Origin of the sequence: Sporosarcina sp. P20a (assembly GCF_002743175.1) — a bacterium.
In the GTDB taxonomy this organism is placed as follows: domain Bacteria; phylum Bacillota; class Bacilli; order Bacillales_A; family Planococcaceae; genus Sporosarcina.
Window position 1 is genome coordinate 1 of the sequence record NZ_PDYT01000037.1, and the last position, 15,525, is coordinate 15,525.

The following is a 15,525-nucleotide window of genomic DNA, read 5'->3' on the forward strand; positions in this document are numbered from 1 at the left end:
TGGGTGTAGGGCAGTTCGTATACTTCTTTTTTAAAAGTACAAAATCAGTAACACCAAATCACTGATCTTCTTCCTATAAGAACCACAACCTAAATGAATTCCACTCAGTAGCGCAGGCACAACTGCGGGGTAGGCCGTGGCCAGGAGACAACTGGCAGCACCATCGCCAGCTGGCTCCTGGCTGTAGGCAATCCCCCACGTGCCTGCGCGGGTCCAGAAAGCAGACACTCACCAACTTCAGTAAACAACAACCAGTCGAGCAACGACCACAACCAAAAGTGAAAATGACCCGCAGCCGCCTAGTCTTTCCGCCAACCGCGTTTCCAGGTTGGGTAAGGTTCGAAATTTATCCTACTTAGAACCACAACCAAAGTAAATACCACTCAGCAGCGCAGGCACAACTGCGGGGTAGGCCGTGGCCAGGTGACAACTGGCAGCACCACCGCCAGCTGGCTCCTGGCTGGAGGCAATCCCCCACGTGCCTGCGCGGGTCCAGAAAGCAGACACTCACTAACTTCAGTAAACAACAACCAGTCGAGCAACGTCCCAACAGAATGACGTGATCAACGGTGCCACCCACTCTATAATTCCGATCAAAAAATCCTGCCGCTCTTTCTTCCATTGTACCGAAAGAAAAGAGAGACAGGAACCGTTAACCTTTATTCTTTTTTACCATCACCATGCACACTAGAAAAACTCCTGAAATCGTCCTCCACCTTCCGCGTCAACCTACGCTCAAACCTTTTCCCTACCAACCACAGCAAGAAAATCACGACAAACATAATCAACGTACGGATCGGCTGCGTGACGAGTGCGCGCACATCATAGCCGATAAACGTAATCATCATGATCATCACGAGCTTACCAAGCATCAATACAAACAAGTAATTCTTCTTGTTCATATTCGACAAGCCCGCCACGAGATTTACCAAAGCGGAAGGCGTAAAGGGAAAACAAATTAGGACGAACAATGGACCGAAGCCATTACGCTCTACCCATTGAATCAGTTGTTGCACTTTTTTGGGACGGGTCAGGAACGAGAAGAACTTGTTGCCACCAAATCTACGGACGAGCAAGAACACGACATACGAACCCGCTACCGTTCCAGCCCAGGAAAGTGCAAAACCTAGCCAAAAACCGAATGCGATGGCATTAGCGATTACAAATACGAAGAGCGGCAGAAACGGTAGGAATGCTTCCAAAAACGTTGGAATTAATCCCATAAAAAAACCTAGCGCCTCATACTGCTCTGCTAGTTCCTCCACTTTATCAATTGATAGCCATTCATTCATCGCCAACACCCTCACTGATTTCATAATTTTTAGTCATAATGCTGTAGAATTTGTTGAATTATAGTATACTAGCTCCAAGATTGGTAAAAGAAAGATGGGCTGCCTAATGAATACAACCTTTTCCCAAGGCCTGAAAGCAGGGTCGAGTATTGCCATCGGCTATTTTCCCGTTGCGCTGACGTTCGGACTGCTCGCAAAAACGACTGGCCTCTCTATTATTGAAGCAACCGCAATGAGTCTATTCGTCTACGCAGGAGCCGCTCAGTATATGGCGCTCAGCTTACTGGCGACCGGCGTTGCTCCGTGGCTCATAGTGACGAATACATTTATCGTCAATATCCGGCACTTCCTCATGACAGCTGCTCTAAGTGAAAAAGTGGAACCTGCGCCAAGATGGAAGAAAGCGATCTATGCGTTTGGTATTACGGATGAAACTTTTTCTGTTCTCGCCACGCAAAAGAATCGACAGATCACGACCGCTTTTGCATTTGGCGTTGCCTTGATCGCCTATAGTAGTTGGGTTATTTTCACTGCAGTAGGTCACGTCATTGGGGCCAACTTACCACAATTTCTACAACAAGCGATGTCTGTTGCGCTGTATGCAATGTTCATCGGTCTGCTCGTCCCGTCCATGAAAGGCAATCGTAAAGTGGTGTTGCTTGCAGCGATTGCGGCAGCTATTCACTGCGCACTCTATTACACGCAACTATTATCAACGGGCTGGTCGATATTGGTAGCGACGCTCGCCTCCGCTATATTTGTCGAGATTCTATATGTAAAGAGTAATAAAAACGTCGAACACTTTACCGAACAGAAGGAGGTAAACTGATGGGATCTACTTATTGGTGGATGTTACTCGGCATGGCCATCGCCACATATGTGCCACGAATGATTCCGTTAACCATTCTTGATGGCAAGGAATTACCGCCAATCGTCAGTGGCGTGTTGCGCAATATTCCCTTTGCAGTACTCGGTGCACTAATTTTCCCAGCTATTATACATATCCAAGATGATATCCTTTTCGGCATACTAGGTGCCGTTATAGCGTTCGCTTTAGCCTTCATCGGCCTCGACGTGATGTTTGTCGTGATTGGTACAATTGCGGCGCTCGCTGTGTATAGTTTATTTTAACTCTTATTCTCACTATTCCCCAATACGCAGACGATTAAAACAGCTACTATCTATTATTCGTAACAAAAAAGCGGTTTCCAAAGCATGTATGCTCTTTGAAAACCGCTTTTCTTCACTCCTCGGCTTGATTCAGTCGCGCATTCTTCACCATGCGCGACGCAAACCAAAAACCTACTGTCAGTGACACAGCATCCGCCACATACAACATCCAATTATGCGTATAACCCGCATAGACGGAAGCTGCAATGAGCGATACTGTCAAAATTAATCCAACGACGTGATGAAATGTCACGCGCGTGAAAAACACAACTAATATCCCTGGCAACAACATCGCAAACATCAACTTCGTTTCGAAATCATGCATATTGTTCTCCCCTTTTATCGCACAACCACAATACCTAGACGGAAGTGATCGTGACGGAACAGCACTTGTTGCTTCAAACGTACTTCTTTATCGCGGCCGATAACTTGTAAACGACAGTGTGCAGCATTGACTTGGATCGCATCATACAGTTCATCTTCATTATGAATCGAGATGCCGTTCACCGACTTGATCAAATCACCTGGGACAATTCCCATCTTCTCTGCTGGTGAATCGGCAAGAACTGCTACTACATAGACACCTTCTGATTGAGGCACTAACAATACTTGCTTGTTGCGTTCTGATAATGAAATCATAGCGCTCAACAAGATACGGCATAAGGCGCCCGCAAGCAGTGCCGCCCAACCAAGTACCGGCATCCAAATCGCGCCAATACCTACCACCACTACAGCTATACCAATCCAAGCGATTGCTTTCCCCATCTTAGGGAGTAGCACGTCTGGGAACGTAGAACGCACCAGTTGTGAGAAGCCGATCACTAAAGGTACCGGAATGAATGAAAATTGCTCTGAACCTAATGTGAATTGCGGCCAGTATGGAGCAAATTCCGCTACCATATGTCCAGGTACTAAAAATACCACCGGCACGAGCCAAAGTAACTTCGACTGATAAATTGCACCACGCATTCCGCGCTGTGTCGGAACGTATGTTGGAGACGTATGACGCGCCGCATGACGACGAACTAATAAGCCCTCCGAGATTAATAGTAATCCCGCAATAATCGGTACCGTTATAGCTAATGTACCGAAGAAGTCCAGGTCTTCCTGAACGAACCATGTGCCGATTGAGAAGTCTCCCGCAAATCGATCCAATGCCCACAGCGCAAAAAACGCAATCGTTGCATAGTAGATCGGTGATGCTAGTTTATAGGAGAATGATACAATAACGAGCAACATGACGACGGATAAAATGATGATCCAGTTAAAGTCGACGATTAACCCTATACCTGCGATCAGAATTGATAGGACAAAGCCGTGCAACCAACCTACTGAAAGAATGTGTTTCATTTCAGTGGAACCTTTGTTTATACCCACATTGAAATCTGTCCGCTCACGGCTTACTCGTTTACTACCCAGCATATAGGCAGCTACTAAAGCAATTAGCCAGACTGGATTTAGAAAAAAGTAAAGTAATGCATCTTTTAAATTAAGTAATAGTTCGCTAGACATCTTCTGTCACCTTTCTCGCTTGTCTTTACAGCTCTTTTCTTCATTGTACAAAAAAAGAAGGAAAATAGCGAGAGAGTTCTTAAGGAAGTTCCAAATTAAGCTAAATTGCACAAAGAAAAAGAGGCTGTTCGTGCGTGTCCCGTTACCAAGACCTTGCCGAACCGCCCCTGCTATTATTTTTCCAGTTCATTGACGAGGAAATCGACCGCCATCCGCAACTGTTTGTCGTTCTTTGGCTCCGCTCGATATTCTTCTGCCGCTGTTTTTAATGCCATGAAAAATTCTCTATCCATATCATAGCCTTCCTTAATTTCATACTCCGTACGGAATGACTGTACAGCTTCTGCCGTTTCACGATCAAAATAACCATCCGTTCTGCCTGGGCGATGATCAAATGCTTTGAGCATGCGTTGCGCATACGCAACTTGGTCATTAAAATGCCCTTCCTTCATCGTGTCCGTTACCATCTGTAAGTGCTCCGTGAATAATGTGTGCTGTTTTACTTCAATATCCGCTGTGACCCCTTTGCCATGAATCCATTTCTCTTTAGGCGTCAGCCATTTACTTGTCGACAGCTTCAATTCTCCGCCGTTCGATAATTCCATCGTCTCCTGTACCGTTCCTTTTCCGAAACTCGTCGTGCCGATAATCTCGCCACGTTTCAGATCTTTGATCGCTGCACTCAATACTTCACTCGCTGATGCGCTGCCGACATCTTGTACGACGACAATCGGAATTTGTTTCAAGCGTTCATTGAATGAAAGATTCTCGTCTTTCTCCGTTGAGACAGGTGTCAAATTTCCTTTTGCATCTTGCATCACGACGAACGTTCGATCTTCTTCCAATAGACTACTGGAAATTTCGGATACAGCCTTCAAATAGCCACCTGGATTTCCACGCACATCAATGATGATCGCCTGGGCACCTTTTTTAATGACGTCAGACGTAGCCTTTTGCCACTCTTTTGATGTCTCTTCACCAAACATGCTTAGCGCTATGTACCCGAGCTTAGCATCCCGTTCTTCAATCAGGTGATGTGATACAGACTGCACGGGCATATGATCGCGTGTGATCGTGTATTCCATATGCTTATCCGCTTCAGGTCGAAAAATGGTCAACTTCACTTCCGTCCCTTTATCGCCCCGTATCATATTCACTACATCGCGTAATGTTTCATTGGCCAAACGCTCCCCGTTGACACGTACAATTTCATCATACGGCTGTAATCCTGCCTTTTCTGCTGGACCTCCTTTAATTGGAGCTACGATAATATACTTGCCGTTCGTCCGTGTCATTTCCGCCCCAATCCCGACACGTGATCCTGCGAGTGATTCCCGGTGAGACTCCGCTTCTTGACCGGTCAGATACGTCGAATACGGGTCGCCGATTGTATCGGTCATTCCACGCAACGCCCCTTCAATCAGCTCGTCCTTCTTGACTGGATATACGGCTCTCTCCTGAATCTTTTCAAACACCTCATCCACTACAGGCAGCTTACTGATCGACTCATTCTTTGCAGTTTCTTGCTTACCACAGCCGTTTAGCCATATGATGCCGATTAGTAATAACACCCCCACCAAAAAAAGCCTGCTCTTACGCATTCATAACCTCCTCCTCTCTTCACTATATGAAGGGAGACAAGAAGTTACGACACGAGAACAGACTCTTTTTTCAATCCATGGAATCGACTAATTCATTCAATGTTTTTTCATCTAATGGCCCAATGATTTTTTGTGCAATGCGCCCTTGTGTATCAATCATATACGTTGTTGGCATGGACATCACACCATATTTATGTGTAACTTCCGCCGTTTTATCTAGCGGAATCGGGAAGCTTAATTCATAAGAATCTACAAACGTTTCCACTTCACTTAAACCACGTCTCTCGGACTCCGTAACGTTGACAGCAATCAGTTCTACTTGGTCTTCATCCGTTAGTTTTGAATAAAAACTTTCCATATGCGGCATCTCTGCTTTACATGGAGGACACCATGTTGCCCAGAAATTCAAAATGACTTTCTTTCCTTTCAACTCGGAAAGCGTCACCGTTTTGCCAGCAAGTGTTTCAAGTGTAAAGTCCGGTGCAGGTGAATATTGCTCCAAACCTTCCTCTTCCCCCTGCAATGCATCTTCCGGATTAACTTGTGTAATCGGTGCTTCCACAGGATCTTTCTGTCCAACTGTATTTTGCACCATGATGAAGATCAATGTACCGATAACTAATGCCGTAATAATATAGCCAAGCATTTTCTTACTCACTCTACCTCTTCCTTTCCGCTAATCGGTTGTGCCGTAGCTCTCTCTATTCCCCACATGAACAAACCGATGATAATGGTCGTGATGAATGCTGTATTCAGTAGACTTCCTTGAATGGCGGATATGAGAAAATGAACAGCTATCAAGACAAATGCAAGTTCGCTTACTGTATTGACTTTCTTTTGTTCACTCCACCACGACAATACAAAGATCGCGACAAATAAAAGAATCGTTGCGCTTTTCACTACCAGATTGCCTTCATTTAGAAAGGTCATAGCGATTTGATAGATAGCTTGCCAGCAAATCAACGCAAGCAATAGCGACCATTTATCGATACGCTTCCACTTCTCTTTATATACTTGCCGAAGCATCCATAAACCGGCTACGACCAACCCAAGTATCCAGCCGAACAGCCCCCCGTGGAAATAAAGAATAGAGAGCGGATTTTTCATTACCATAGAGAAATCGGTTAAAATCACAGACAACTTCCAGATAATCACGACATTGAAAAACAGATCGCCGACTCGTGCGCCATGTACTTTACCAAAGTATAAGCGAATGAATAGATAGGTTACTATGAAACCCGCAATGAACGCAATCCATGATGACGGCATCGTAATCGAAGCGATTGGATAATAGTGCGTAACCGGCATCGTCAATCCTCCTATTCTTTCTATGAACGTATGAAAACCTACCTTTTCAGGTAGGTTTTCATTTCATGCTATATTAAAAAGAAACGTAATGCAAAGGGTTGACTGCACTAGGACCTGTTGCAGAGAAGTTTCCTACGTGCACTTCAAAGTGTAAATGAGGACCTGTAGAGTAACCTGTCGAACCGACCGCTCCAATTAATTGACCTTTATCGACAGATTGTCCTGAGCTTGTACCAATCGTTGAAAGGTGCCCATAAACAGTTGTCAAAATTTGACCTTTCATGGAGTGCGTGATCATGACCACGTTACCGAATCCTTCCATACTACCCGCGTACGATACGACACCATTTCCTGCTGCTACAACCGGAGTTCCTGTAGGTGCGCTTATATCCATTCCACGGTGTTGTTTCTTCACTTTCGATATCGGATGAGTCCGCCAGCCGAATCCTGAACTAAGACTACCCGTTGTCGGCTTTGTCCAAGATCCGCTTGAGACAGGCGGAGTTGCACTTGAACTTGCAGAGCCACCTGAACGACTATTTGCCGCAGCCGCTGCTGCTTCTGCCGCCAATCTTTCTTGCTGCAACTTTTGCTTTCTTGCCTGCTCTTTACGAGCGACTTCCGCTAAACGATTTTGTTCTGCGATAATTTTCTTTTCTAGTTTAGAACTAAATGCTACCGTTTCGCTATATTCTTCTTCTAATGCGCCTTTTTCACCCGAAAGTTTTTCTTGACTTCTTTCGAGTTCTCTAACTACATCTCTTTTTTCGAGCTTTTGTTTATCCAATTCGTCTTTCATGGCTTGAATTTTTTTCTTGCGCTCTTCTTGTTCAGCTAACTTCTGCTCTACAAGCTTCTTTTCTTCTTCAAGCAGCGCCATATCATCTTCTTGCTGTTGAATGATTTTTCGGTCTGCATCCATCAATGTAGATACTGCCGAAAAACGGTCAATGAAATCCGCGAAACTGTTAGCACCAAGAAGTACGTCCAAATAACTGACTTTATTTCCCTTGACTTGCATCACACGAACGCGCTCACGTAATACTTCGTCTCGCTGTTTGATCCGAATCTCTAATTCTTTAATAGAAGCTTGAAGTTCTTCAATTTCAATTTTGGTCTGATCCATTTCCGCAATGATCCGATCCATATTTTGATTGGTTTCTTCAATCTTGTCATTTAGTTTTTTGATTTGAGTGATCAGCGCATCGACTTTCGACTGCTTTTCCTGTATTTGTGATTCTTTTTTCTGGATAGTAGAATCTAAATTTTTCTTCTTCACTTCTGCTGCATTTTTTTCATTCTGCAAATCTTTCAGAGAGTCCGCGAATACGTCTGCACTGCCAACCGTTGTGGTAAGCAAACAAACCGCAAGGACACTTGAAATGATTCTATGTCTTTTTATCAAATCCGAGTTCTCTCCTTAGTAAAAATTACGATTTTAAGAATTTCCTAACTGACATGAAACTACCCCAGACGCCAATAAAGACGGCAACGAATAGCAGTAAAAAGTTTAATTGTAATAGGAACGGGTTAGGATCGAGCAAATGGAATAATTGATTTTGCAAACGACCTTCCCAGAAATCATACAATTTCGAATAAAATATCGTCATGAGAGTCATTGGAAGAATCGCACCAAAAATTCCTAGCCATACACCTTCGAGCATAAAAGGAATCCGCACGAAACTATCTGTTGCACCGACCAATTTCATAATATCGATTTCTGTTCGTCTTGCCACAATGGTAAGTCGAATAGTATTCGATATGAGGAACATGGCAGTAAACAGCAATGCCAATATTAAGCCCAGTCCGATGTTTCGTCCTATTTTCAAGACGTTGAAAAGTTTTTCTACCTTACCTTCACCGTACTCCACGTCAAACGTATACGTGTACGATGCGATTTCATTTGCGATGGATGCCGTGTTTTTCGGATCATCCGCTTTGACATATAATGCATCACCGAGGGGATTGTCTTGTTTGTAGAGCGCTAACTCATCACCGAAAGATTGAATCATTCGCTCCAATTCCTGTTTTCTTGAGGAATACTTGACTTCGGCAACACCTGGGGTCTCTTTAACTTCCTTCAATAGATCCTGGACTTCTTCTTGACTAGCTCCTGGTTCCGCGACCACTTTGATTTCCACATCATTTTCGATGTTGTCAGCCAATTGATTTAAGTTCATCATGATGACAATGAAAACGCCAATCAATAATAAAGTCACGGTAACAGCGCTTACCGATGCAAAGGTCATCCAGCCGTTTCGACTAAGACTTTTGAAGCTTTCCCGAATATGACGTCGTACTGTTCTAGATTTCATTGGAGTATTCTCCTTCGTTCTCATCTCGTGTGATGAGTCCGCCTTCGATCTGTATCACGCGATGTGGTTGATTATCCACAATATCTTTATTGTGTGTAGCCATAATGATCGTTGTGCCTTGTGCATTTATCCGTTCAAAAATCTTCATGATTTCCCATGAAGTCTCTGGATCTAAATTTCCTGTCGGTTCGTCTGCAATGACAAGCTTCGGTTGATTGACGATCGATCGTGCAATCGACACGCGTTGCTGTTCTCCACCTGACAGTTCATTTGGAAACATTCTCGTTTTCTTGGTGAGCCCTACTAATTTCAGCACTTCTGTCACTTTTTGACGAATTACGCTCGGTGATTCTTCGATTACCTCCAGCGCATACGCAATGTTTTCGTAGACAGTCAGTTTCGGCAGAAGTTTAAAATCCTGAAATACTACGCCGATTTGTCTTCTCAAATAAGGGACATCTCGTCTATGCATCTTTGTCAGTTCCGTATTGTTGAAGTAAATCAATCCGCTAGACGGGACTTCTTCACGATACATCATTTTAATGAACGTGGATTTACCTGCCCCGCTCGGTCCGACAACATACACAAACTCCCCTTTTTCGATTTCGACATGAATTCCGTTTGAGGCTACAACACCATTCGGGTACTTTTTGTATACATTTTTCATTACAATCATACATCATAACCACCTGAATTTTGTTTTTCTCTCATATTCGCCATTTTTATTATAGCATGGGCTTTACCCTACCATGTATTACAGTTATGTATCAATTGAACAAGCAAGCGTAATAGTAAAAAACTAGTAAATCTTACGGATGTATGTACAAAAAAAAGATCGTCTCCAAGAAAATCTTGGAGACGATCGGAATGTTCATTATTTCTTTTCAGCTAGCCAAGCAGCAACTGCATCTGCTTCTTCGCCTTGAATAATACCAGGAGGCATAGCGCCTTTACCGTTAACGATCACGTCATGGATTTCTTCTTCAGAAAGTGTTCCACCAATTTTATCAAGTGCTGGACCTGCTCCACCTTCTAAGTTTCCTCCGTGACATGACGCACAGCTTTGTTGTACAACTGCTTCTGCATCTACATCAGTAGTTGCTGCACCGTTGTCGTTTGCAGCGTCATCTTTTGGTGCAGCGTTATCGTCGCCTCCACCACAAGCGCCGAGAACTAGTGCCGCTCCGAAGAGTGTAGCTAATAGTTTGTTCTTCATGTAATACCCTCCCTTTTATTAAAATTTTTCTAACATAAGTAGTATACCAAATATCAATCGATTTATGGTGAATAGTGATGACAAAGTTACAAATTATCAAGGATAATCATGATTTTCGTCTGTTACACCCCATAAAAAGACGCTTTGGTAGTAAGTACATATATAGTATTAACCAAATTTCTAGTTAGTAAACATTAAATTTTATCACATGATTAAAATATCGAGGAAATTTAGCCTTTATCACGGGATTTAGAGTGAATAAAGATAACTCCCTGTCATAGTCTGTAATATTGTAACCTCTTTGTAATATTCAAAGTGCAAATGTGACAAAAGTTCACATACAAAATCAATTATTATACACGTTTTCATTTATAATGATCCATTTTCAATTTAAACAAGAATAAAGTCCTCAATGAACTTTTTTTACAAATACCAGCACTAGAGTAATGTTTTATCATTCCCTAAATCCTTCACAAAATACACAGGTAACTTCTCTTTTAAAATCAACAGCCAAGCCAACCTATAATGTACTGCACTTAATTGTCACCCACTTAAACTGTAGGGATTGGCGCGTAGGAGGGGCGACTCCCGATGGATCAGCCCGATCAGGTGAGACAACTAAGAGAGCACAGCGAACAGTTGGCTCACCGCGGGCCCATGGGAAAGCGTCCCCTCCGAAGCGCAAATCCCCACCCCAACAGCCATTCCTTCCTCTCTACCTTCAATCCCACAATGAACATAATTAAATTAATTAAAAAACAGCCGAACCAAGTCATTAAAAAATGACCTGCCCAGCTGCCTTTATATGATTAAGAAATTCTTGAACGCAAATACGCATTGATAAACTGATCGATCTCGCCGTCCATCACAGAACTAACGTTACCCGTCTCTTCATTCGTACGGTGATCTTTCACCATCGAATATGGATGGAAAACATAAGAACGAATCTGACTACCCCAACCAATTTCCTTCTGCTCGCCACGGATATCCGCCAAGCGTGCTTCCTCTTCCTCTACGCGAATCTGATAAATCTTCGCCTTCAAAAGATTCATCGCACGTTCACGGTTCTTGATCTGTGAACGTTCAGTCTGACACGTAACGACTGCACCCGTTGGAAGGTGAGTCATACGCACAGCAGAGTCCGTCGTGTTAACGTGCTGTCCGCCGGCGCCACTTGAACGATACGTATCAATCTTAATATCTTCTGTCTTTAGATCCAATTCGATGTCGCCTTCAAACTCCGGCATCACTTCAATGGAAGAGAATGAGGTATGGCGTCTACCGGAAGAGTCAAATGGTGAGATCCGAACGAGTCGGTGTACACCTTTCTCCGCTTTCAAGTAGCCATAGGCATTATGCCCTTTGATTCCGAGTGTGACCGACTTCACGCCTGCTTCGTCACCTGCTTGATAGTCGAGCGTCTCAACTTTAAAGCCATGGTGCTCTGCCCAGCGCGTGTACATACGAAGCAGCATCGATGCCCAGTCTTGAGACTCGGTGCCGCCTGCGCCTGAGTGTATTTCAACTACTGCACTATTTTTATCAAACTCATCGCTTAATAACATTTGAAGATCGAATTGATCCATCTTCTTTTTGAACTCTTTTAATTCGGATATAAGTTCGTCTTGTAACTCTTCATCTGCTTCTTCACGTAACAGTTCAAGCGTCATCTCTAGATTTTCTTGCGTATCACTCAACGCGTGATATTCGCCTACTACATCTTTTAATGCATTTGATTGTGAAATAACTTTCTGAGCTGCATCTTGATCGTCCCAGAAGCCCGGCTCCATCATCATTTCATCTAACTCCTGCATGCTAGTCTCTTTGTTTTCTAAGTCAAAGAGACCCCCTGAAGTCCACTAATTTCTTAGCGGTTTTTTCTAACTCGTTGCGAACATCGGATAATTCCATCATAATTGTTTCCTCCTGAGTGGTTGTTTCTCGTTATGCTTTGCCGTGACAGTTCTTATACTTCTTACCGCTGCCACATGGACAAGGGTCGTTGCGGCCGATATTAACAGTGCGTCGGATTGGCTTTTTAGCAACCGGCGCGCCATCTTCTTTCGGATTGTTCGCTTGACCTTTTGCTACTTCTTCACGCTCCAAGTTATTGCGGATTTCTGCCTTCATGACATACTTCGTCGCATCGTTTTCGATGGAAATCAGCATATCTTCAAACATCGCAAATCCTTCTGCTTGGTATTCACGAAGTGGGTCACTCTGTCCATATGCACGTAAATGAATTCCGTTACGAAGTTGGTCCATCGCATCGATATGATCCATCCACTTGGTATCAATCGCACGCAACAAGACAACCTTCTCAAATTCACGCATACGCTCTTCGGACATTTCTTGCTCTTTCTCATTATAGCGCGCAATCACCAATTCGTGAATAAATGTTTGCAACTCTTCTGGTGTTTTACCTTCTAAGTCTTCGATCGTCACAGTATCCTCAGCTAATAAGTTCGCTTCCAGATAGTCTTTCAACCCTTTTGAATACACCGTATTGTCTGCAGTGTGGATCGCCACTACGCGTTCAATAACGGAATTCAACATATTCTCAAGAACTGGGCGAATATTTTCTGAACCAAGTACTTCATTACGCTCTTTGTAAATCACTTCACGCTGCTGACGTAGTACATCGTCATACTGCAATAAACGTTTCCGTGAATCAAAGTTATTCCCCTCTACCCGTTTCTGAGCAGATTCAACTGAACGTGATACCATTTTCGACTGGATCGGTGTTTCATCGTCCATACCGAGTTTTGTCATCATAGATTTCATTTGCTCAGAACCGAAGCGACGCATTAATTCATCTTCTAATGAAAGATAAAATTGCGTAACACCTGGGTCACCTTGACGCCCTGAACGTCCACGAAGCTGATTATCAATACGTCGCGACTCATGTCGCTCCGTACCGATGACCGCTAAACCGCCAACGTCCTGGATATGATCGCCCAGTTTAATATCCGTACCACGACCAGCCATGTTCGTTGCGATCGTTACAGCACCTTTTTTACCAGCGTCTTGAATGATTTCGGCTTCCCGCTCATGATTCTTCGCGTTCAAGACATTATGCGGAATGCCATACTTCTTCAAGAATGCCGAAATAATTTCTGACGTTTCAATCGCTACCGTACCAACTAGCACCGGTTGGCCCTTTTCGTGTCGATCCCTAATATCTTCCGCTACCGCTTTATACTTTCCATCCATCGATGCAAAAATCAAGTCTGGACGGTCATCACGAGCAATCGGTTGATTGGTCGGAATCGCGATAACGTTCATATTATAGATGTTGCGGAACTCTTCTTCCTCTGTCTTCGCTGTACCCGTCATCCCGGACAGCTTTTCATACATACGGAAATAGTTCTGGAACGTAATTGTCGCAAGTGTCATCGACTCGTTCTGAACTTCAAGTCCTTCCTTCGCTTCAATCGCTTGGTGTAAACCGTCACTATAACGACGGCCTTTCATCAAACGACCTGTGAAGGAGTCGACGATGACTACTTCGCCTTCTTCTACCACATAGTCTACGTCATTATGCATACTTACATGCGCTTTCAATGACTGATTGATTGCGTGGTTAAGCGTCACGTGTTGCAGATCGAATAAGTTATCAATACTGAACGCCTTCTCAGCCGCTTCAATACCTTGCTCTGTTAACACAACACCTTTAGTCGATTCATCAAAAGAATAATCTTCTTCTATTTTTAGCGTAATCACAAAGCGATTGGCTAAGCGATATAATTCCTGTGCTTTTGCTGCCTGACCCGAAATGATCAGCGGCGTACGTGCCTCATCGACTAAAATGGAGTCGACTTCGTCAATTACAGCGAAATGAAGTGGGCGCTGTACTTTATGTTCATTATAAAGCACCATGTTGTCACGCAAATAGTCGAAACCGAGTTCGTTATTCGTGCTGTATGTTACGTCCGCTTCATACGCTTCACGCTTCTCTTCTTTACTGAGACTGTTCAAGTTCAAGCCTACGTTCATGCCAAGGAATGAATACAATTGCCCCATCTCTTCCGCGTCACGGCTAGCCAAGTATTCGTTGACTGTTACTACGTGGACGCCTTTGGAAGTCAGTGCATTTAAATAAACGGCGAGTGTAGAAGTCAACGTCTTCCCCTCACCGGTCTTCATCTCCGCGATATTCCCTTCGTTAAGAGCCGCAGCACCCATGATTTGCACACGGAATGGGTATAGTCCCAGCACACGGCGGGAGGCCTCACGCACGACAGCAAACGCTTCAGGTTGCAAGTCTTCGATTGTTTCGCCTTGCTGGTAACGCTCTTTGAATTCGTCTGTTTTCGCTGTCAGTTGTTCGTCGGACAGTTTTTCCATATCGTCAGCCAATAGTTCTACTTGATCGGCAATTTTCTCAAGTCGTTTTAGGTCACGTTTGTTTGGGTCGAACATTTTATTCAATACGCCAAGCATTTATTGTCACATCCTCATAGCTTCATCAATTAGCAGGACGCGCCTGCCAGTTGTAAGTTCGTTGTCTGGTCCGTAGTTTAAGATCAAGATTTTTGAGTCACACTCCATTTTAGCATTGTAAAAAGCTAGGTGCAAATAGTGCGCTGTATCATTTTTCCTAAGATTGTCTTGGGGAGGGTGACTTAGTGTTGGGGTAAGGGATTGGACAGGTTGTGGCTGGCGGTGGTGTTGGGGTGGGGATTTGCGCTTCGGAGGGGACGCTTTCTGGAGGGCGGGCGGTGAACCACACCCCTTCGCTTCGCTCGCAGGGTGTTTCACCTGTCCCGCTGATCCTCCCAGAGTCGCCCCTCCTACGCTCCAATCCCTCGCAATACGAGCGGGTGATACTTTTTGTTATGCTTTAAAATAAGTGCTGTAATAGGTTTTGAACTTCAGTACTTGAATCTAAATAAGTTAAAATTAAACAATAATTCAAATCCTTCTATAGTGGGCGATCTAAGTATTCGCACCATCTTCGTAGGATTGAAGCGGAAGCTGGCGGCGACTCCCTCTTGAAAAGGTGATGATGACAAGGCTTGTCGCATTATTCTATTGACCCAAAAAGAATTTATATGACTAGTAAAGAGAATCGTCTACCTGAAAGTACATACTTTTGTAGATACTGTAAG

14 protein-coding genes are annotated in these 15,525 nt (G+C 43.9%); 2 read left to right on the forward strand and 12 right to left on the reverse strand.

What is annotated here, in order from left to right; translation table 11 throughout:
• Positions 1-659 precede the first annotated feature (659 nt).
• A complete protein-coding gene (locus CSV72_RS16105; RefSeq protein WP_099679180.1) occupies positions 660-1,292 on the reverse strand; it encodes a TVP38/TMEM64 family protein in 633 nt (210 codons plus the stop codon).
• A 106-nt stretch (positions 1,293-1,398) separates the two neighbouring features.
• On the opposite strand from CSV72_RS16105, the gene CSV72_RS16110 reads away from it, so the two are divergent.
• Positions 1,399-2,121: an AzlC family ABC transporter permease gene (locus CSV72_RS16110; RefSeq protein ID WP_099679181.1), complete on the forward strand. Its 723-nt coding sequence runs from the start codon at positions 1,399-1,401 to the stop codon at positions 2,119-2,121.
• Complete coding sequence (locus CSV72_RS16115; RefSeq protein ID WP_099634903.1) at positions 2,121-2,423, forward strand: AzlD domain-containing protein; 303 nt, start codon at positions 2,121-2,123, stop codon at positions 2,421-2,423. The genes CSV72_RS16110 and CSV72_RS16115 overlap by 1 nt, the downstream gene beginning before the upstream one ends.
• A gap of 112 nt (positions 2,424-2,535) precedes the next feature.
• Here CSV72_RS16115 and CSV72_RS16120 read toward each other — a convergent pair whose 3' ends face one another.
• From CSV72_RS16120 to secA, 11 genes are all read right to left on the reverse strand, one after another.
• Positions 2,536-2,787, reverse strand: a complete 252-nt coding sequence (locus CSV72_RS16120) for a CsbA family protein (protein WP_029052497.1) — start codon at positions 2,785-2,787, stop codon at positions 2,536-2,538.
• A 14-nt stretch (positions 2,788-2,801) separates the two neighbouring features.
• A complete protein-coding gene (locus CSV72_RS16125) occupies positions 2,802-3,974 on the reverse strand; it encodes a PDZ domain-containing protein (protein ID WP_099679182.1) in 1,173 nt (390 codons plus the stop codon).
• A 173-nt stretch (positions 3,975-4,147) separates the two neighbouring features.
• On the reverse strand, positions 4,148-5,575 hold the full coding sequence (locus CSV72_RS16130) for a S41 family peptidase (RefSeq protein WP_099679183.1): 1,428 nt from the start codon (positions 5,573-5,575) through the stop codon (positions 4,148-4,150).
• A gap of 70 nt (positions 5,576-5,645) precedes the next feature.
• The gene (locus CSV72_RS16135) at positions 5,646-6,233 is read right to left on the reverse strand and encodes a peroxiredoxin family protein (protein ID WP_099679184.1); all 588 of its coding nucleotides are present in this window, start codon (positions 6,231-6,233) and stop codon (positions 5,646-5,648) included.
• Positions 6,230-6,883 carry a hypothetical protein gene (locus CSV72_RS16140; protein ID WP_099679185.1) on the reverse strand — a complete coding sequence of 218 codons (654 nt, stop codon included), beginning with the start codon at positions 6,881-6,883 and terminating at the stop codon, positions 6,230-6,232. Before CSV72_RS16140 ends, CSV72_RS16135 begins: the two co-directional genes overlap by 4 nt.
• A gap of 73 nt (positions 6,884-6,956) precedes the next feature.
• Positions 6,957-8,288 (reverse strand): murein hydrolase activator EnvC family protein, encoded by a 1,332-nt coding sequence (locus CSV72_RS16145; RefSeq protein ID WP_233191342.1) that lies wholly within the window; start codon positions 8,286-8,288, stop codon positions 6,957-6,959.
• A 25-nt stretch (positions 8,289-8,313) separates the two neighbouring features.
• On the reverse strand, positions 8,314-9,198 hold the full coding sequence (gene ftsX / locus CSV72_RS16150) for a permease-like cell division protein FtsX (RefSeq protein WP_099679186.1): 885 nt from the start codon (positions 9,196-9,198) through the stop codon (positions 8,314-8,316).
• Positions 9,188-9,874 carry a cell division ATP-binding protein FtsE gene (gene ftsE / locus CSV72_RS16155; RefSeq protein ID WP_099634897.1) on the reverse strand — a complete coding sequence of 229 codons (687 nt, stop codon included), beginning with the start codon at positions 9,872-9,874 and terminating at the stop codon, positions 9,188-9,190. The genes ftsX and ftsE overlap by 11 nt, the downstream gene beginning before the upstream one ends.
• 198 nt (positions 9,875-10,072) lie before the next feature.
• Complete coding sequence (gene cccB / locus CSV72_RS16160) at positions 10,073-10,414, reverse strand: cytochrome c551 (protein WP_099679187.1); 342 nt, start codon at positions 10,412-10,414, stop codon at positions 10,073-10,075.
• A gap of 809 nt (positions 10,415-11,223) precedes the next feature.
• A protein-coding gene (gene prfB / locus CSV72_RS16170) for a peptide chain release factor 2 (protein WP_099679192.1) occupies positions 11,224-12,325 on the reverse strand; the annotation gives its coding sequence in 2 pieces (ribosomal slippage) (positions 11,224-12,252 and positions 12,254-12,325; 1,101 coding nt in all).
• Positions 12,326-12,358: 33 nt separating this feature from the next.
• The gene (gene secA / locus CSV72_RS16175) at positions 12,359-14,857 is read right to left on the reverse strand and encodes a preprotein translocase subunit SecA (RefSeq protein WP_099679189.1); all 2,499 of its coding nucleotides are present in this window, start codon (positions 14,855-14,857) and stop codon (positions 12,359-12,361) included.
• Positions 14,858-15,525: the final 668 nt, after the last annotated feature.